This window comes from Pseudomonas sp. IT-P395 (genome assembly GCF_949767675.1).
In the GTDB taxonomy this organism is placed as follows: Bacteria; Pseudomonadota; Gammaproteobacteria; order Pseudomonadales; family Pseudomonadaceae; genus Aquipseudomonas.
The window spans coordinates 28,145-47,208 of the sequence record NZ_CATKPW010000059.1; the positions used below are offsets into that span (position 1 = coordinate 28,145).

Genomic DNA, 19,064 nt, shown 5'->3' on the forward strand with positions numbered 1-19,064 from the left:
GAATGCCCGCATGCTCGACGCCATTCGTTGGGACTCTGATCTGATCCGCCGCTACGACCTGGCGGGGCCGCGCTACACCTCGTATCCGACCGCCGTGCAATTTCACAGTCAGGTCGGCACGTTCGACTTGTTCCATGCCCTGCGCGACAGCCGCAAGGCTCTGCGCCCCTTGTCGCTGTACGTGCATGTGCCGTTCTGCGCGAACATTTGCTACTACTGCGCGTGCAACAAGGTCATCACCAAGGATCGCGGCCGCGCGCTGCCCTACCTGCAGCGGCTGGAGCAGGAAATCCAGTTGATCGCCTGCCACCTCGACCCGGCCCAGAAAGTCGAGCAATTGCACTTTGGCGGCGGCACCCCGACCTTCCTCAGCCATGACGAACTGCGCCAGTTGATGGCGCACCTGCGCAAGCACTTCAATCTGCTGGACGACGACTCCGGCGACTACGGTATCGAGATCGATCCGCGCGAAGCCGACTGGTCGACCATGGGCCTGCTGCGCGAACTCGGCTTCAACCGGGTCAGCATCGGCCTGCAGGATCTTGATCCGGCGGTGCAGCGCGCGGTCAATCGCCTGCAAAGTCTGGAGGAAACCCGCGCAGTGATCGATGCGGCGCGCACCCTGCAATTTCGCTCGATCAATATCGACTTGATTTACGGCTTGCCCAAGCAGACCCCGGAAAACTTCGCCCGCACCGTTGAAGAGGTCATCAGCCTGCAACCGGACCGACTCTCGGTGTTCAACTATGCACACCTGCCGGAGCGCTTCATGCCGCAGCGGCGGATCAATGGCAATGAGTTGCCGGTGCCGGCGCAGAAGCTGGAAATGCTCGAGCGCACCATCGAACAACTGACCGCCGCCGGCTATCGCTACATCGGCATGGATCACTTCGCGCTGCCTGACGATGAACTGGCCATTGCCCAGGAAGAGCAGACCCTGCAACGCAACTTCCAGGGTTACACCACCCACGGTCATTGCGATTTGATTGGTCTGGGGGTGTCGGCCATCAGCCAGATCGGCGACCTGTACTGCCAGAACAGCAGCGACCTCAACGAGTACCAGAACACCCTCGCCGCTGCGCAACTGGCAACCAGCAGGGGCTTGGTTTGCAACGCCGATGATCGTCTGCGGCGTGCGGTGATCCAGCAACTGATCTGCAATTTCAGCCTGGAATTTGCCGAGATCGAGCAGCAGTTCAACATCGATTTTCAGGGTTACTTCGGTGCACTGTGGCCGCAGCTGCAAGGCATGGCCAGCGATGGCCTGATTGAGCTGGATCGCGAGCGGATCGCCGTATTGCCGGCGGGGCGCCTGCTGGTGCGCTCAGTGTGCATGGTGTTCGATGCGTATCTGGAACAGCAAAACCGCCAGCGGTTTTCGCGGGTGATCTAGTTTTTCGTCAGCAACGAACCGACTTTCATATTCTGATCCGCCGTCAGGCCCGACTGCCCCACCACTTTGGACAAGGCCAGGTTGGCGGTGATCAGACCCGTATTCAACGCGGCGATGGCGCCGCGCAGAGCGGCCACCTTGATGATCTTTTCTTCGTTGGAAAGGCGCTTGTCGGCCATGACCGCTTCGATGAGCGCCTTTTTCTCGGCAATCTGCTTTTGCAATTTGCGGATCATTTTCAGCAATTGCTGGATGTTCTCCGGCAAGCCGCTGTCTTCGATGTCGCTGTTTTCGCCACCAGTACTGGCAGCCTTTTCAATCGATGCACCGGACAGCGACACTTTGACGCCCTCGACCAAGGTCGGGGTTGCCTCTTCGGACGAACCCGGGTCGCGTGCATTGCCTGACGTCGTTTTAAACGTTTCCGGCACTGCCGCAACGTCGCTGTTACCGGGGCCCAGCGTGCCAATGACGGCCATCGATTCGTTCCTTGTATGCACTTTGATACCTGTTTATCGGCTGCTGGCCCTGTGGCTTTACGCCTGTAGGGCAAAGTCGCCCCAGACTGGCCTGAATGTCCTCCCGTGAGTTACCCTTACGGCTTATGTGTGTTTTCCCACAAGGATCTAAGAAATGTCCGAGCCAGTTAAACTGCGCGCTCACAACCAGGCCCATTGCAAGGATTGCAGCCTGGCCCCTCTCTGCCTGCCACTTTCTCTGAATCTGGAAGACATGGATGCGCTGGACGAAATCGTTAAACGCGGCCGCCCGCTGAAAAAGGGCGAGTTCCTGTTCCGCCAGGGCGACACGTTCGATTCCGTTTATGCAGTACGCTCCGGCGCCCTGAAGACCTTCAGCCTGAGCGACAGCGGCGAAGAACAGCTCACCGGTTTCCACCTGCCGAGCGAACTGGTCGGCCTGTCCGGCATGGACACCGAGAAGCATCCGGTCTCCGCCCAAGCGCTGGAAACCACCTCGGTCTGCGAAATCCCGTTTGAACGCCTCGACGAATTGGCCCTGCAACTGCCGCAGCTGCGCCGCCAGTTGATGCGCGTGATGAGCCGGGAAATCCGCGATGACCAGCAAATGATGTTGCTGCTGTCGAAGAAAACCGCCGACGAGCGCATCGCCACGTTCCTGGTCAACCTGTCGGCTCGCTTCCGCGCTCGCGGTTTTTCCGCCAACCAGTTCCGCCTGAGCATGTCGCGCAATGAAATCGGCAACTACCTCGGTCTGGCGGTAGAAACCGTGTCCCGCGTCTTCACCCGTTTCCAGCAGAACGAACTGATCGCCGCCGAGGGCAAAGAGATTCATATCCTCGACCCGATCCAGCTCTGCGCGCTGGCCGGTGGCTCGATCGAAGGCTGATCTCGATCCGCGGTTGAGCGAAGCGTTTCAGCCGCGGGTATACTGCGCCGTTTGCAGCCCTGCCAGGACACCTCGACGATGGTCTTCGACTCCTTCGACATCAAATCGCTTATCCGCCCTGTGATCGACTTCCCGAAACCGGGCGTGATCTTTCGCGACATCACCCCGCTGTTCCAGTCGCCAACGGCCCTGCGCCTGGTGATGGACAGCTTCGCCCACCGCTACGTCGAAGCCGACTTCACCCACATCGGTGCGATGGATGCCCGCGGTTTTCTGATCGGTTCGGTATTGGCCTATCAGTTGAACAAGCCGCTGGTGCTGTTCCGCAAGCAAGGTAAATTGCCAGCTGATGTGTTGGCGGAAGGTTACGCAACCGAATACGGCGAAGCGTTCCTCGAAGTGCACGCCGACAGCCTGTGTGAAGGCGATTCGGTGGTGATGTTCGATGATTTGATTGCCACTGGCGGCACGCTGATTGCGGCGGCCAACCTGATTCGCCGCATGGGCGCGAGGGTGCATGAAGCGGCGGCGATTATTGATTTGCCGGAGTTGCAAGGTTCGCAGCGCCTGGAAGACATGGGTATCCCTACCTTCTGCCTGACGCAGTTTGCGTTGACCGATAAGTAAGCGGCGCCCTTCAGGCCGACATCGCGAGCAGGCTCACTCCTACAATTTGGAATGCGTTCCACTGTAGGAGTGAGCCTGCTCGCGATGAGGCCGGTCGCCTCACCAACAAATCAAAGCCCCATCTGCTTGCTGATGATCTCGTTCATCACCTCTCGCGTGCCGCCGCCAATCGACAAGATGCGGTTATCCCGATACAACCGCTCCACCAGACTCTCGCGCATATAGCCCAGCCCACCGAGAATCTGCACCGCCTCCGTGGTAATCCGGTCCGAGGTGTCCGTGGCAAAGTTCTTCGCCATGGAAATCTCCTTGATCACGCTCTGCCCCGCCGCCATCTTCGCCGCTTGCCGGTAAGTGAACTCCCGCGACACTTCCAGCGCCGTGGCCATCTCCGCCAAGCGATGTTTGATCACCTGAAACTTGCCGATCGGCTTGCCAAACGCTTCGCGCTCGCGTGCCCATTGCAGGCTCTCTTCCAACGCTAACTGTGAAGTCATGTTGGCCATCAGCGCCAACGCCAGCCGTTCGCTCTGAAAGTTGCCCATGATGCAGGCGAAGCCCATGTTCTCGGCGCCGATCAGATTGCCCACAGGTACATGGCAGTCGTCGAAGAACAATTCGGCAGTGTCCGACGCCCACCAGCCCATTTTTTTCAACTGACGGCCGACGGTGAAGCCCGGCGTGCCCTTTTCGATCAATAACAGACTGATACCGCCAAACCCCGGCGCACCGGTGCGCACCGCAACGGTGTAGAAGTCGGCGCGCACGCCACTGGTGATAAAGGTTTTGCTGCCGCTGACACGATAGAAATCGCCGTCGCGCACGGCGCGGGTTTGCAGGTTGGCGACGTCGGAGCCGCCGCCGGGTTCGGTGACCGCCAGGGCGCTGATCCTTTCGCCGCTGAGCACTTGCGGCACAACGCGCTCACGCACTTCGGGGCGCGCCCATTTGACGATCGGTGGCAGACCGATATCCAGCGATCCCAGCCCCGCTACCAGGCCGCCAGAGCCACAGCGCATCAATTCCTCACTGGCGGCAACCTTGGCGAACAGATCGCCTTCATGACTGCCTCCGAGAACTTCGGGATAGCCGATGCCGAGAATGCCCGCCGCACCAGCCTTCAGGTACAGCTCGCGGGGGAAACTTTCGGCTTCTTCCCATTGATCGATGTCCGGCAGGATCTCGCGTTCGACGAAACGTCTGACGCTGTCGCGAACCAATTGGTGGCTGGGGTCGAAGTATTCCTGAAAGGCAGGCATGGGCGAGCTCCACGGAAGGGTCCGCCGAACTTAACCGAGCGCTTGCTTGGTTTACAAGGTACAGAAGATCAAAAGATCGCAGCCGTCGGCAGCCCCTACAGGGAAACGCGTTCCAAGGTAGGAGCTGCCAAAGGCTGCGATCTTTTGATTTTTATTAGAGGGAAATCGGTTTCCGCCCGGCAAACGAATGCGCCAGCGTGCCGCCATCGACCAGTTCCAGCTCCCCACCCAACGGCACGCCGTGAGCGATCCGCGAAGCGATCAGGCCTTTGTTGCTCAGCAGCTGGGCGATGTAATGCGCCGTCGCCTCACCTTCCACGGTCGGGTTAGTTGCGAGGATGACTTCGGTGAACGTTCCCGCCTCTTCGATTCGCGTCATCAACTGCGGAATGCCGATCGCCTCAGGTCCCAGGCCATCAAGCGGCGACAAATGCCCCTTGAGCACAAAGTAGCGGCCACGGAATCCGGTCTGCTCGACCGCATACACGTCCATCGGCCCTTCCACCACACACAACAGCGTGTCGTCACGGCGGGTATCGGCACATTGCGGGCACAGATCGTCTTCGGTCAGCGTGCGGCACTGGCGGCAGTGGCCGACCCCTTCCATGGCCTGGCTGAGGGCCTGGGCCAGACGCAAGCCGCCGCTGCGGTCACGCTCGAGCATCTGCAACGCCATGCGCTGGGCGGTTTTCTGACCCACGCCCGGCAAAGTGCGCAAGGCGTCGATCAGTTGGCGAATCAAAGGGCTGAAGCTCATGGGTAAAAAGTCCGACAAAACAACGAGACGCGGTTTATACCCGCGCCTCCGGCCAGCGTCAAATACTCAGTCCTGGGCAACCTTCACCACCAGTTTGCCGAAGTTGCGCCCCTCCAGCAGGCCGATAAACGCCTCGGGTGCCTGCTCCAGACCTTCCACCACGTCTTCGCGGAATTTCACCTTGCCGTCGCGCACCCACGGCACCATATGGCTGATGAATTCCGGCTGACGATCACCGTAGTCGTCGAACACGATGAAGCCCTGAATGCGCACGCGCTTGGTCAGCAGCGTGCGTTGCAGCATCGGCAGACGATCCGGGCCTTGCGGCGCTTCGGAAGCGTTGTAACCGGCGATCAGGCCGCACAGCGGAATGCGCGCCTTGGGGTTGAGCAACGGCACCACGGCATCGAACACATGACCGCCGACGTTCTCGTAATAGATGTCGATGCCATCAGGACAGGCCTTGGCCAGTTGTTCAGCGAAATCGGCGGCCTTGTGATCGATGCAGGCATCGAAACCCAGTTCCTCGACCACGTATTTGCACTTCTCGGCTCCGCCGGCCACACCGACCGTGCGCAGGCCTTTGATCTTCGCCACTTGTCCGACCACCGAGCCGACCGCGCCGGATGCCGCAGCGACGACTAGCGTTTCGCCCTCTTTGGGTTGACCGATGTCCATCAAGCCCATGTACGCGGTCATCCCCGGCATACCCAGCACACCCAGCGCCATCGACGGGCTCGGCAGCCCGGCCGGGATCGGAATGATGTTGCGGCCGTCGCTGATGCTGTGGCTCTGCCAACCGGTGGCGCCAACGACCAGATCGCCTTTATGGAATTTCGGATGACGCGAATCCTCGACACGGCTGACCGCGCCGCCGGTCATCACTTCGCCGATTTGTACCGGGGCAGCGTAGGACGGCGCGTCACTCATGCGTCCGCGCATGTAGGGGTCGAGGGACAGATAGAGGGTTTTCAGCAGCACCTCACCGTCCGCAAGATCCGGCAGCGCTTCGCGTTCGAGGCGGAAGTTTTCCGGGGTCGGCGCACCGACCGGGCGTGAGGCGAGGACGAAGCGTTGGTTGAGAGTAAGAGGGTCGGACATGTCAGCGTCTCCTGTGAATGGTGAATTCAGCGGGTATAGGGAGCAGACCGTTGAGGCTTTTGCGCGTTCGATGTTTATTCAGATGGCCGGGATTGATCGTTCCCATGCTCCGCGTGGGAATGCCTCAACGGACGCTCCGCGTTCGGCTCTGTACTTGGGACGCGGAGCGTCCCGGGCTGCATTCCCACGCAGAGCGTGGGAACGATCAGTCAGAAACAAAAATGCCAGGCGCAAGGCCTGGCATTTTGTGTAGCTCATCTGCCGCCGATTGGCGAATCAGAATGGCAGTTTCATACCGGCTGGCAGGTTCATGCCGGCGGTCATGTTGCCCATTTTATCCTGGCTGTTTTTTTCGATCTTGCGCACAGCGTCGTTGACGGCGGAGGCAATGACCGCTTCCAGCATTTCTTTGTCATCTTCGCTCATGCCTTCGACCAGGCTTGGGTCGATGCTCACGCTTTTGACGTCGTGACGACCGGTCATCACCACGGTGACCATATCGCCGCCGGCCGTACCGGTGACTTCGGCGTTGGCCAGTTCTTCCTGCATCTTGGCCATTTTTTCCTGCATCTGCTGCGCCTGCTTCATCAGGCCGGCCATGCCACCTTTCATCATGGGAATCACCTCAAAGTACTTGGATCAAAACAGCGCCCGGCCAGCGCGGCCGAGCACCCTCAGTTATTAGCCTTGGGCGACCAAGGCGTCGACAGGTTCAATAGTATCGTGTCGCACCACCGCGCCGAACTGCTGAACCATCTGCTGGATGAACGGATCGCCGTGAATCGACTCCTCCGCCTCGCGCTGACGGTTGGCACGGCGACGGGACGCGGCCTGGGCCGGGGTTTCCTGCTCGGGCTTGATCAGCTCGATGGTCAGGCTCAGCGTGCGACCGTGGAACTGGTTCAACGCATCGTTCAGACGCCGCTGCTGCGTGGCGTTGAACAGCGCACTGTGCGCCGGGTCGAGGTGCATCAGCCAATGGTCGCCATCGACCGCGATCAGCGTGCAGTTGGCGGCAATGCTGCCGGTCATGCCGGAAATCGGCAGTTTCGGAAACAGCTCCAGCCATTGCAACGCCAGACCGGTGGCCGGTGCCGCAGCCGGTTCTGGCTCGGGTTCCGGGGCAGGCTCGGCGGCGTGCTCACTGGCCAGTTCGTCGAGATAGCTGTACGCCGAATCGATGTCCGGCTCGATGTAATCCTCGTCCAGCGGCGGCTCATCGTCCATGTCCATGCCCGGAGTAGCGGCATCGACGTCGGCGACTGACGGCTCGGGGATCGGCGCAGCAGCCCACTCAGGCGCCTCCGGGACGACGCTGTCCGGGGTCGGCAGCGGCATCGGCGGCAACTCGGGCTGCTCGGCGGCGGTTTCCAGCACCGGTTCGACGGCGGGTTGCTGCGCTGGTTCGGGCTCTGGCTCGGGTTCAACCGGGTCATTCCACGGCAGGTCGACGACTTCTTCAGCGACGACAGGCGCTGGCTCAGGTTCTGGCGCGGCAACAGGAGCAACCGGCGCCGGCTCGGGAGCCGGTGCGGATGCAGCCACTGGCGCAGGTGCTGCAGCAGGCGCTGGCACAACCGCCGCAGCGACTACCGGCGCAGGTTTAGGCGCGGCAGCCACGGAGTTTGCGGAATCAACTGTGGCCTGGCTGATCCCCACTGGCTTTAGCGGTTGCCTCGGGGCATCCGCTGTATCTGCCGGCCGGAAGGCCAGCATCCGCAGCAAGACCATTTCGAAACCGCCACGAGGATCCGGCGCCAGCGGTAAATCGCGACGACCGATCAGGCCCATCTGGTAATAGAACTGCACATCTTCTGCTGGCAAGGCCTGCGCCAATGCCAATACGCGATCGCGGTCACCGTGCCCGTTGTCGACACCTTCCGGCAGCGCCTGAGCGATGGCCACACGGTGCAGCACGTTGAGAATTTCCGAGAGCACGCCGTTCCAGTCCGGGCCTTGCTCGGCCAGATGACGCACGGCTTCAAGCAACGCCTTGGCGTCGCCTTCGATCAACGAATGCAGGACGTCATAGACCTGACCGTGATCCAGCGTGCCGAGCATCGCCCGCACGTCGGTAGCGAGAACCTTGCCTTCACCGAAGGCGATGGCCTGATCGGTCAGGCTCATGGCGTCCCGCATCGAACCGTCAGCGGCGCGACCGAGCAGCCACAGCGCATCGTCTTCGAACGGCACGTTTTCGGCGGTCAGTACGTGGGTCAAATGCTCGACCACACGCTCCGGCGTCATGTTCTTCAGCGAGAACTGCAGGCAGCGCGACAAAATCGTTGCCGGAAGTTTCTGCGGGTCAGTGGTCGCGAGGATGAACTTGACGTACGGCGGCGGCTCTTCGAGGGTTTTCAGCAGCGCATTGAAGGAATGGCTGGAGAGCATGTGCACTTCGTCGATCAGGTAGACCTTGAAGCGCCCACGGCTCGGCGCGTACTGCACGTTGTCGAGCAGTTCACGGGTGTCTTCGACCTTGGTGCGGCTCGCGGCGTCGATCTCGATCAGGTCGACGAAACGCCCCTCGTCGATTTCACGGCACACCGAGCACTCGCCGCAGGGGCTGGAAGTGATACCTGTCTCACAGTTCAGGCATTTGGCAATGATCCGCGCAATCGTGGTTTTACCCACCCCGCGCGTACCGGTGAACAGGTACGCGTGGTGCAGCCGCTGGCTGTCCAAGGCATTGATCAGAGCCTTGAGCACATGGGTCTGGCCGACCATTTCGCGGAACGAGCGCGGACGCCATTTACGTGCAAGAACCTGATAACTCATCGAAAACCGTCGCAACGAAGGAAGCTGAAGCGGCTAATGCTAGCGGAGCAAGGGCAAAATTGCATCCGGTGTCCTCGTCTAATGTGGCTAAGCTGCATCAGCAGAGGCTTTTATCGGCTCGGGATCGGGAATTACCGGAGCGTTTATGCGTTGGGCCTTGGGGGCACTGCTGGGAATCAGCCTGAGCGTAACGGCAGCGGAAACCCCGTTGCGCTTCGCCATGCCCGACAGCTGGGCGATGCCGATGGTGCAATACGAACGCAGCCGCCCGACCCAGGGCATCCTTTACGACCTGATGCTCAGCCTCGCCACGCAGGTCGGCGTACCGGCCGAGTTTCACGTCCTGCCCCGCGCCCGCGTGCAGACCGCCATGGAGCATGGCGAGATCGACGTGCGCTGCTATGCCGCACAGTCGTGGCTGCCGAATCAGTCGGGGGATTACATCTGGAGCATCCCGCTGCTGTTTCAGCGAGATCTATTGATCAGCCGCAAGGATCAACCGGCCAGCGCCGATCCCGCCCGCCTGCCCCGCCAGTCCATCGGCACCGTGCTTGGTTATACCTACCCTACCCTGCAACCGCTGTTCGACGCTGACCGACTTCAGCGTGAAGATGCGCGCAACCAAGAGCAGGTGCTGGAGAAGCTGCTGGCCGGGCGCTATCGCTATGCGGTGAGTAACCAGTGGACGCTGGACTGGTTTAATCAGCGGTTGATGCCCGCGCAACAACTGCAAGGTGTCGCCGTGTTGCAGGAGCAGAAGGTGGGTTGCTATGTGAGGAATGACCCGAAGGTGCCGGTGCAACGGATCTTGCGCACGTTGTTGCGGATGAAGATGTCGGGGGAGATTGATGAGATTATCCGGCTCTACACCGGCCACTCCGACAACACCCCATAACCTTGTGGGAGCTGGCTTGCCAGCGATTGCGGATTTTCAGTCAAATAGATGAACCTGACACACCGCTATCGCTGGCAAGCCAGCTCCCACAGGGTCATCTTCAACAGGGGGAATATGTGTCGATTTGGCAAATCGCAGGCACAAAAAAACCGCAGTGGGCGAAACCCATGCAGTTCTGGTTGAAGCGTTCGATTGTTCGTTAAGGTGGTAACCCCACCAGCCACACCCCGGCACACAATGTTCCCGCTGTGGCTGCTGCCTTCCGGCTCTGACCAGGTTCACGGGTAATCGTTGCGGGGGGACCGATGGGGTCACCATAACGACGCTTGCCTGTCGGCGAGCCGCGCCATTGTACCTATCTGAGACGAAGTTACAACCGTTGGTTGCAGATTAAAAATATGAACGGGTTCAAGGACATAAAGATCGCAGCCAGCGGCAGCGCCTACAGGGCCAGAACTTCATCCGCCCTGCCGCCCGCCTGCTGGATCACCAGATGAATGAAGTGCAGCTTGGCAATCGCTGGCGCCGGTAGCACGAACGGGTAGAAATCCGGTTGGCCCATGCTGCGTGACAGCTCATTGAGCATGCCGGCCAGTTCGATCCACGCGTTGACGAACGACAGAAACGCCTCGCCACCGGGATGCTCCGGGTCGTACAGCGTGCTGGTGGGAAACGGCTGGTAATCAAAATCCATTTCCCGCGCGCTCATGCCAAAACCCAGCGCGGTGTCCACGGCGTCCATCATGTGCAGGTAATGCGCCCAGGTTTCCGCCCAGTCTTCCCACGGATGCATCGTTGCGTAGGCGCTGACGTAGTGCTGCGGCCAGTCGAGTGGCGCGCCTTGCTGATAGTGACGATCGAGCGCCTCGGCGTAACTGGCGCGCTCGTCGCCGAACAGGTTGCGGAATGAGCCGAGCCACGGGCCATTGGCGATCAGGCGATCCCAGTAGTAATGCCCGACCTCATGACGAAAATGCCCGAGCAGTGTGCGATAGGGTTCGTGCATCGCCGCCCTCACCTGCTCGCGGTGGGCGTCGTCGGCTTCTTTGATGTCGAGGGTGACCAGGCCGTTGGCGTGGCCGGTCATCGGCGCGTTGCCTTCAAGGTCGACGCCGATGAAATCGAAGGCCAGCCCGGTGTCTTCATCCACGGTTTTCGGGATGACCTGCAAGCCGAGGGTAATCAGTTGCGCGACGAGACGCCGTTTGGCGATTTCGACTTTGCGCCAGCGCTCAGGGTTGTCCGGGTCGGACAGGTCGGGGATGGTGCGGTTGAGGCTGCAAGCGATGCACAGGCTGTCGTGGTCGTTGGCTGGCAGCAGCCAGTTGCACGCGGCGGCTGTGTCGAGGTTGGCGCAGCGGCGGAACAATCCCGAGTCGGGATCGGCGTCGAGCGTCCAGGTGCCCTCGTAGGGCCCCGGTTGCAGCGAGGTCAGGCGGCTTTCTTCGGGTTGATAACCGAGCAAGGCATTACACGCCAGGCACTGGCTGTTGCGAAAGAACAGCGACTGGCCGCAGCGGCACGGCCAGACTTTGCTGTTGCGTGAGGATTCGCCCATGAACGGCGCGATGATGCGGGAACTGAGCTGCTCGAAAAAGCGGTGCATGGCGATCTCTCCCTGGGGCTTGCCAAGACTAGATCATTCCCGCGCGATGATCGTTCCAACGCTCTGCGTGGGAATGCATCCCGTGACGCTCCGCGTCACAGCGGACGCGGAGCGTCCGGGGCGGCATTCCCACGCGGGAGCGTGGGAACGATCAAACGTTCAGGCCATGGGTTTTGAGGAAGGCGATAAAGCTTTCTTCGTCCATCACCTTCACGCCCAGCTCATTGGCCTTGGTCAGTTTGGAGCCGGCGCCGGGGCCTGCAACCACACAATGAGTCTTCGCCGACACGGAGCCGGCAACCTTGGCGCCAAGGCTTTCCAGGTGTTCCTTGGCGACATCACGGCTCATCAACTCAACCTTGCCGGTCAGCACCCAGGTCTCGCCGGACAGCGGCAAACCTTCGACGATTTTCTTCTCGCTCTGCCAGTGCATGCCGAAATCGCGCAGTTGCTTTTCGGATGCCTCAGCCAGTTGCCGGTTCTCAGGCAGTGCAAAAAACTCGCGCACCGAATTCGCCTGCTTCTCCGGCAAGGCCTGACGCATGTCCAGCCAGTCAGCATTCATCACCGCTTCCAGCGAGCCGAACTTGTCCGCCAGTTTCTGCGCGCCGCCGGGGCCGACCGAAGGAATGTGCAGCTTGTCGAGGAAGCCACCCAGTGTGGTGCTGGCGGCAAACTCGGCGCCCAGCTCACCCTGATCCTGAATCTGCAAACCATGCCCCAGCAACTCGGTGATGACCTGCTGGTTATGCGCATCTTCAAAGAAGCTGTGAATCTCGTGCGCTACTTCCAGACCGACATCCGGCAGGTAGGTCAGCACTTGCGGCAGCGCCTGCTGCACACGCTCCAGCGAACCCAGCGAGCGCGCCAGCACCTTGGCCGTCTCCTCGCCGACATCGGGAATGCCCAGCGCATAGATGAAACGCGCCAGCCCCGGCTTCTTGCTGTCTTCAATGGCCGCGAGCAACTTGTTGCTGGAGACTTCGGCAAAACCTTCCAGATCGACGATGTCATCGAACTTCAGCGCATACAGATCGGCCGGCGAACTGACCAGACCTTCATCGACCAACTGCTCGACGCTCTTGTCGCCCAGGCCTTCGATGTCCATCGCCCGGCGCGAGACGAAGTGAATAATCGCTTGCTTCAGTTGCGCACCACAGGCCAGTCGACCCACGCAGCGATACACAGCGCCTTCACTGACGGTTTCCTTGCCCTTGCTGCGTTTGATCAGTTGCGTGCGCTCGACGTGCGAGCCGCACACCGGGCAGCTCTCTGGAATCTGTACCGCGCGCGCGTTTTCCGGACGGCGATCCATGACCACTTGCACCACTTGCGGAATCACATCACCGGCGCGGCGAATGATCACGGTGTCACCGATCATCAGGCCCAGACGCGCGACTTCATCCATGTTGTGCAGCGTGGCGTTGGCCACGGTGACGCCGGCAACCTTGACCGGTTTCAATCGTGCCACCGGCGTAACAGCGCCAGTACGGCCAACCTGAAACTCGACGTCGAGCAGTTCCGTGAGTTCTTCCATCGCCGGAAATTTATGCGCAATCGCCCAGCGCGGTTCGCGGGCGCGGAAGCCCAGTTCGCGTTGATCGGCAATGCTGTTGACCTTGAACACCACGCCGTCGATTTCGTAAGCCAGCGAGTTACGGCGCTCGCCGATGTCGCGGTAGTAGTCCAGGCATTCGCCGATGCCCTTGGCCAGTTTCAGCTCGTGGCTGATCGGCATGCCCCACTGCTGCAACTGCTTGAGGTTGCCGATGTGCGTGTCGGAGATGTCGTGGGAAACCTGGCCGATGCCGTAGCAGCAGAATTCCAGCGGACGGTTGGCGGTGATCTTCGAATCGAGCTGACGCAAGCTGCCGGCGGCGGCGTTGCGCGGGTTGGCGAAGGTCTTACCGCCGACTTCCAGTTGCGAGGCGTTAAGACGCTCGAAACCAGCCTTGGACATGAACACTTCACCGCGCACTTCCAGGGTCGCCGGCCAGCCTTCGCCGTGCAATTTCAGCGGGATGTTGCGCACGGTGCGCACGTTGACGCTGATGTCTTCACCGGTGGTGCCGTCGCCGCGCGTGGCGCCGCGTACCAGCACACCATCCTGATAAAGCAGACTGACCGCCAGGCCATCGAGTTTCGGTTCGCAGCTGTATTCCACCGCCGCACTGCCGCCGAACAGATCGCCGGCCGGCAGATCCAGACCTTCGGTGACGCGGCGATCAAATTCGCGCATGTCGGTTTCTTCGAAGGCGTTACCGAGGCTGAGCATCGGCACTTCGTGACGCACCTGAGTGAACGCGGTCAGCGCCACGCTGCCGACGCGCTGAGTTGGCGAGTCGCTGGTGATCAGCTCCGGGTTGGCCGCTTCCAGCGCCTTGAGCTCGTGGAACAACCGGTCGTACTCGGCATCCGGAATACTCGGCTCGTCGAGGACGTGGTAACGGTAGTTGTGCTGATCGAGTTCAGCGCGCAGCTCGAGAATGCGGTTTTTGGCGGCGGTCATGGGTGTTCTCTCATAAAGCAAAAGAGCAGCCGAGGCTGCTCTAATTCATCTATCTCTGGCAGCAGAAGCAAAAGATCGCAGCCTTCGGCAGCTCCTACAGAAATCATTCCTGCAGGAGCTGTCGAGTGAAACGAGGCTGCGATCTTTTGATCTTGGCCTTAGCGCTTCTGGGTCAGGGCGCGGCGTTCGAACTCGACGATGCGCTGACGGTAGTGCTCGATGGTCTGCGCGGTCAGGACGCTGCGCTGATCATCTTTCAGTTCGCCGTTCAGTTCCTGCGACAGCTTGCGAGCTGCGGCCACCATCACGTCGAAGGCTTGCTTCGGATGACGCGGGCCTGGCAGGCCGAGGAAGAAGCTCACCGCCGGGGTGCTGAAATGGTCGATGTCGTCCAGATCGAAGATGCCCGGCTTGACCGCATTGGCCATGGAGAACAGCACTTCACCGTTGCCGGCCATGCTTTCGTGACGGTGGAAAATATCCATCTCGCCGAAACGCAGACCGCTTTCGAGGATGTTCTGCAACAGTGCCGGGCCTTTGAAACCGGCAGCGTCACGGCAGATCACGCTGATCACCAGCACTTCTTCAGCTTGCGGCTGGTCTTTGTCGACCACCGCCGGCGAAGGCTTGGTGTCTTCGGCGAAATCGTCGTCACGGCTGCTGAAGCTCGGGCCGCCGTCCAGATCCAGGTCGAGGTTCAGGTCACCCTGCGCCGGACCGTTGCTGCCACGCTTGCCACGTTTCGAACCGGATTCGCGAGGCTCGCGTGCTTCGCGGGCCGGCATGCTCACCGACGGCAGATCGTGTTCGTCCAGCTGTGGTTCTTTATGGTTGTCCAGAACACGGGCCGGGCCCAACAGCTCAGCGCTGGTGTCCTCGTCCGGCAGGTTGGACAGACTTCGGTCAAGACGGAATTTCAGTTTTCCCTTGCCGCCGCGCATACGGCGCCAGCCATCGAAAAGAATACCGGCTATCACAATGATGCCGATGACGATCAGCCACTCGCGCAGACCGATTTCCATGTAATCCCGTGCCTCTATAAAAAATGCTGAAAAATAAGGGGTTTACATTGTGCAAACCGCTTTAAAACGTGGCGCCAACTCTATGTTCTGACAGGCGTTTTGCCCACGTATACGAAAAATTGACATTAAACTAGCACGACCAAAGACAACTTTACACCGTCTGTCTCATTGGCTTGCGCGAATATGTCGATTGGCCAGCAAGTCGAACCCGGTAAAAAAGTCCTACAACACCAAATTACCTTTCCGACACCACGCTGACTCAGGCGTCCACCATCGCCATCGCCTCCTCGACATCCACGGCTACCAGTCGCGAACAACCCGGTTCATGCATCGTCACGCCCATCAACTGCTCGGCCATTTCCATGGCGATCTTGTTGTGGGTGATATAGATGAACTGCACGGTCTGCGACATCTCCTTAACCAAGCGTGCGTAGCGTCCAACGTTAGCGTCATCCAGTGGCGCGTCAACCTCATCGAGCATGCAGAACGGCGCCGGGTTCAATTTGAAGATGGCAAAAACCAGTGCCAGTGCGGTCAGGGCTTTTTCCCCGCCGGAGAGCAAATGGATGGTGCTGTTCTTCTTCCCTGGCGGCTGCGCCATGATCGTTACCCCTGTATCGAGTAGATCTTCGCCCGTCAGTTCCAAATACGCGCGCCCGCCACCGAAAACTTTTGGGAAAAGCGCCTGTAAACCACCATTGATCTGATCAAAGGTATCTTTGAAGCGGTTACGGGTTTCCTTGTCGATCTTGCGAATGACGTTTTCCAGGGTCTCCAGCGCTTCGACCAGATCGGCGTCCTGCGCATCCAGATAACGCTTACGCTCGGACTGTTGCGTGTATTCGTCGATGGCCGCGAGGTTGATCGCACCCAGGCGCTGAATCCGCGCATTGATGCGTTCGAGTTCTTCTTCGGCTTCGCGTTCACTGGCTTGCGCGGTTAATGTCGCGAGCACGCCGTTGAGATCGTAGCCGTCTTCGAGCAATTGATCCTGCAAGGCTTTGCGGCGCACGGTCAGGGCTTGCCATTCCATACGCTGCTGTTCGAGTTGGCCGCGAATCAGCTGCGATTGCTGCTCGGCCTGCGTCCGGCGTTTTTCCGCGTCGCGCAATTCGCGATCGGCATCTTCCAAAGCGATCTGCGCGGTCTTCAGTTCTTCATCGACGGTCATGCGCTTGTCGAGCAGTTCTTCGAGTTTCAGACGCAGCTCTTCCAGCGGTGCCTCGCCCTCCTCCAGGTTCAGACTCAACTGTTCGCGTTTTTCCGTCAGACGCTCGGCCTGCATTTCCAGACGCTCCAGCGCCTGGCGCGTGGAGTCGTGCTGCGCGCGCAATGAGCCAAGACGCACGGCCAATTGATGGGCGTGATCCTTGTGCTGCCGCGCTTCCTGACGCACGCGGTCGAGGCGTTCGCGCAGGCTGTCGCGCTGAGCCAACAGCAATTCGCGTTGCTCGGTGTCCAGCGCCATGGCATCCAGCGCTTCCTGCAATTGCATGCGCGCTTCGCCGATCTGTTCGTGCTCGAGTTCGCGTTGCTCGCCGAGTTCGACCAGCTCTTCATCAAGACGGGTACGACGCAGCGTCAACTGTTCGGCCTTGGCTTTGCCGGCAGATAACTGCGCTTTCAGTTCACCTTGCTGACGCGCTTCGTCTTGCAGCAAACGACGTAAATGTTCGCGGCCGTTTTCCTGCTGACGCTGTTGTGCGCGCAGGGTTTGCAGACGGGTTTCCATGGCCTCGACCGTGGCTTCTTTCTCTTCGCGTTCGAGGTGCAACGCTTCGATTTCCTGGCCACGGGCGAGCATGCCGCTTTCCGCTTCGCTGGCCCGGCGCACGCGCAAGAAATGCCGGCCGACCCAGTAACCGTCGCGGCTGATCAAACTCTCGCCAGCGCTCAACTGCCCGCGCAAGGCCAAAGCCTGTTCAAGGCTGTCGACCGGTTTGACCTGACCGAGCCACGGCGACAGATCGATCTGCGCGTCGACCTTGTCGAGCAAGCTGCCAGCGACGCGCACGCCATCGCTGGCCGGGCTGAGCAGGCGCAGATCGCCTTGGGTGAAACCGGATAAATCGAAACCGCTGAAATCGTCGACCAGCACCGCTTGCAGGTCAGCGCCGAGCACGGTTTCCACCGCCAATTCCCAACCGGCCTCAACCTTCAGGCCTTCGGCCAAGCGCGGGCGCTCGGCGAGGTTGTGTTCCTTCAGCCATTCGGCGGTGCCGGTGCCCGGGTCGAGCGCGGCTTGCTGCAAGGCTTCGAGGGACGCGAGGCGACCGTTAAGACGCTGCAAATCGCCCTGCGCCTGTTGTTGCGCGGTCAGCGCCTGCTGCAATTCCTGACGCAGTTGTTCAAGCTTTTCGACCTGCGCTTCTTCGCTGGTCTGCAGGTCTTCGAGGGTCGCTTCAGACTCGGCGAGCTGCTCGTTGAGTTCCATGATCGCCGCGTCTTCCGGGTCAGCCGAGAGCAGCGCGCGCTCTTCGCCGAGACGTTTTTGCCGATCCGCCAGACGCTCCATGCTGGTTTCCAACTGCTGGATGCGCGACTGCTGCACTTCGGCCTGACGGCGCGGTTCGGCGGCGGTCAGGTTGAAGGCGTCCCACTGCTCTTGCCAGCCGTGCATGACCGATTCGGAATCTTCCAGCGCGGCAGCGGCTTCTTCGGCGGCGGCGCTGGTGACTTCCTGCTCGGGGGTGAGCATGTCCAGCTCTTCGCCGAGGGTCAGCAGCAACGTACGGTCGTGGCCCAGGTGCGATTCGGTTTCCAGGCGTGCGCGCTCGGCTTCTTTCAGATCGTCCTGCAGCTGACGCAGACGTTGCTGGCCGTGCTGGATGCTCTGCTCGACCCGGGCGATGTCGCCGCCGACCGAATAGAAGCGCCCCTGCACCAGATTGAAGCGTTCGGACAGGTCATGGTGACCGTCGCGCAGACGTTCGATGGCCGCATCCGCATTGCGCTGCTCAGCGACCAAGGCTTCGAAACTGATTTCCTGGGTACCGATGACCGACTCGCGCTGGCCGACCTGATCGTTGAGATCCTGCCAGCGCAAGGCCGACAGTTGCGCCTTGAGCTGACGCTCCTCGGCTTTGAATTCCTGATACTTCTTCGCCGCTTCGGCCTGACGGTGCAGGCGCTCGAGTTGACGCTCGAGCTCTTCGCGCAAGTCAGTCAGACGCGCGAGGTTTTCGTGGGTGCGACGGATACGGTTTTCGGTCTCGCGGCGGCGCTCCTTGTACTTGGAGATGCCGGCGGCTTCTTCGATGAAGTTACGCAGGTCTTCAGGCTTGGACTCGATCAGCTTGGAGATCATCCCCTGCTCGATGATCGAATAGCTGCGCGGGCCGAGACCGGTGCCGAGGAAAATATCGGTGATGTCGCGACGACGGCATTTGGTGCCGTTGAGGTAATAGGTGGTCTGGCTGTCGCGGGTGACTTTGCGGCGGATGGAAATCTCCGCGTAGGCCGCGTACTCGCCGAGCAAGGTGCCATCGGAGTTGTCGAAGACCAGTTCGATACTGGCCTGACTCACCGGTTTGCGGCTGGTCGAACCGTTGAAGATGACGTCGGTCATCGACTCGCCACGGAGGTTCTTCGCCGAACTTTCGCCCATCACCCAGCGTACGGCGTCGATGATGTTCGACTTGCCGCAACCGTTCGGCCCGACGACCGCCGCCATGTTACTGGGGAAGTTCACCGTGGTCGGGTCGACGAAGGATTTGAATCCCGCCAGTTTGATGCACTTGAGCCGCACG

Annotated in this window: 14 protein-coding genes and 1 other RNA gene; 4 read left to right on the forward strand and 11 right to left on the reverse strand. The window is 60.5% G+C overall.

Annotated elements, in window-relative coordinates:
* Positions 1-10: 10 nt before the first annotated feature.
* The gene (hemN, locus tag ACM6IN_RS25340; RefSeq protein WP_414916891.1) at positions 11-1,393 is read left to right on the forward strand and encodes an oxygen-independent coproporphyrinogen III oxidase; all 1,383 of its coding nucleotides are present in this window, start codon (positions 11-13) and stop codon (positions 1,391-1,393) included.
* Here the strand turns inward: hemN and ACM6IN_RS25345 are convergent.
* Positions 1,390-1,872 carry a hypothetical protein gene (locus tag ACM6IN_RS25345; RefSeq protein ID WP_414916892.1) on the reverse strand — a complete coding sequence of 161 codons (483 nt, stop codon included), beginning with the start codon at positions 1,870-1,872 and terminating at the stop codon, positions 1,390-1,392. The genes hemN and ACM6IN_RS25345 overlap by 4 nt on opposite strands.
* Before the next feature lie 154 nt (positions 1,873-2,026).
* On the opposite strand from ACM6IN_RS25345, the gene fnr reads away from it, so the two are divergent.
* Together fnr and ACM6IN_RS25355 are read left to right on the forward strand one after the other, a co-directional pair.
* Positions 2,027-2,761, forward strand: a complete 735-nt coding sequence (gene fnr, locus ACM6IN_RS25350; protein ID WP_007918332.1) for a fumarate/nitrate reduction transcriptional regulator Fnr — start codon at positions 2,027-2,029, stop codon at positions 2,759-2,761.
* A gap of 78 nt (positions 2,762-2,839) precedes the next feature.
* Positions 2,840-3,388, forward strand: coding sequence for an adenine phosphoribosyltransferase (locus tag ACM6IN_RS25355; RefSeq protein WP_007918333.1), 549 nt, complete (start codon positions 2,840-2,842; stop codon positions 3,386-3,388).
* Positions 3,389-3,498: 110 nt separating this feature from the next.
* Here ACM6IN_RS25355 and ACM6IN_RS25360 read toward each other — a convergent pair whose 3' ends face one another.
* The 5 genes from ACM6IN_RS25360 to dnaX form a co-directional block, all read right to left on the reverse strand.
* Positions 3,499-4,647: an acyl-CoA dehydrogenase family protein gene (locus ACM6IN_RS25360; RefSeq protein WP_414916893.1), complete on the reverse strand. Its 1,149-nt coding sequence runs from the start codon at positions 4,645-4,647 to the stop codon at positions 3,499-3,501.
* 154 nt (positions 4,648-4,801) lie between these two features.
* Positions 4,802-5,404 carry a recombination mediator RecR gene (gene recR / locus ACM6IN_RS25365; RefSeq protein WP_007918335.1) on the reverse strand — a complete coding sequence of 201 codons (603 nt, stop codon included), beginning with the start codon at positions 5,402-5,404 and terminating at the stop codon, positions 4,802-4,804.
* A gap of 66 nt (positions 5,405-5,470) precedes the next feature.
* Positions 5,471-6,505, reverse strand: a complete 1,035-nt coding sequence (locus ACM6IN_RS25370) for an NADP-dependent oxidoreductase (protein ID WP_414916894.1) — start codon at positions 6,503-6,505, stop codon at positions 5,471-5,473.
* A gap of 276 nt (positions 6,506-6,781) precedes the next feature.
* Positions 6,782-7,120, reverse strand: a complete 339-nt coding sequence (locus ACM6IN_RS25375; protein ID WP_095111805.1) for a YbaB/EbfC family nucleoid-associated protein — start codon at positions 7,118-7,120, stop codon at positions 6,782-6,784.
* 66 nt (positions 7,121-7,186) lie between these two features.
* Positions 7,187-9,283 carry a DNA polymerase III subunit gamma/tau gene (gene dnaX, locus ACM6IN_RS25380; RefSeq protein WP_414916895.1) on the reverse strand — a complete coding sequence of 699 codons (2,097 nt, stop codon included), beginning with the start codon at positions 9,281-9,283 and terminating at the stop codon, positions 7,187-7,189.
* Between the two features lie 145 nt (positions 9,284-9,428).
* Between dnaX and ACM6IN_RS25385 the strand changes: the two genes are divergently transcribed.
* Entirely contained in the window at positions 9,429-10,178 is a 750-nt protein-coding gene (locus ACM6IN_RS25385) for a substrate-binding periplasmic protein (protein WP_414916896.1), read from the forward strand.
* A 211-nt stretch (positions 10,179-10,389) separates the two neighbouring features.
* On the opposite strand, the gene ffs is transcribed toward ACM6IN_RS25385, so the two are convergent.
* The 5 genes from ffs to smc all read right to left on the reverse strand — a co-directional run bounded on the left by ffs (position 10,390) and on the right by smc (position 19,063).
* Positions 10,390-10,486, reverse strand: an RNA gene (gene ffs, locus ACM6IN_RS25390) — signal recognition particle sRNA small type.
* Positions 10,487-10,620: 134 nt separating this feature from the next.
* Entirely contained in the window at positions 10,621-11,784 is a 1,164-nt protein-coding gene (locus ACM6IN_RS25395) for a putative zinc-binding metallopeptidase (protein ID WP_414916897.1), read from the reverse strand.
* 151 nt (positions 11,785-11,935) lie between these two features.
* Entirely contained in the window at positions 11,936-14,293 is a 2,358-nt protein-coding gene (ligA, locus tag ACM6IN_RS25400; protein WP_414916898.1) for an NAD-dependent DNA ligase LigA, read from the reverse strand.
* A 158-nt stretch (positions 14,294-14,451) separates the two neighbouring features.
* The gene (gene zipA, locus ACM6IN_RS25405) at positions 14,452-15,315 is read right to left on the reverse strand and encodes a cell division protein ZipA (RefSeq protein ID WP_007916269.1); all 864 of its coding nucleotides are present in this window, start codon (positions 15,313-15,315) and stop codon (positions 14,452-14,454) included.
* Positions 15,316-15,574: 259 nt separating this feature from the next.
* On the reverse strand, positions 15,575-19,063 hold the full coding sequence (smc, locus tag ACM6IN_RS25410; protein ID WP_123374767.1) for a chromosome segregation protein SMC: 3,489 nt from the start codon (positions 19,061-19,063) through the stop codon (positions 15,575-15,577).
* Between the last annotated feature and the right edge of the window lies 1 nt (position 19,064).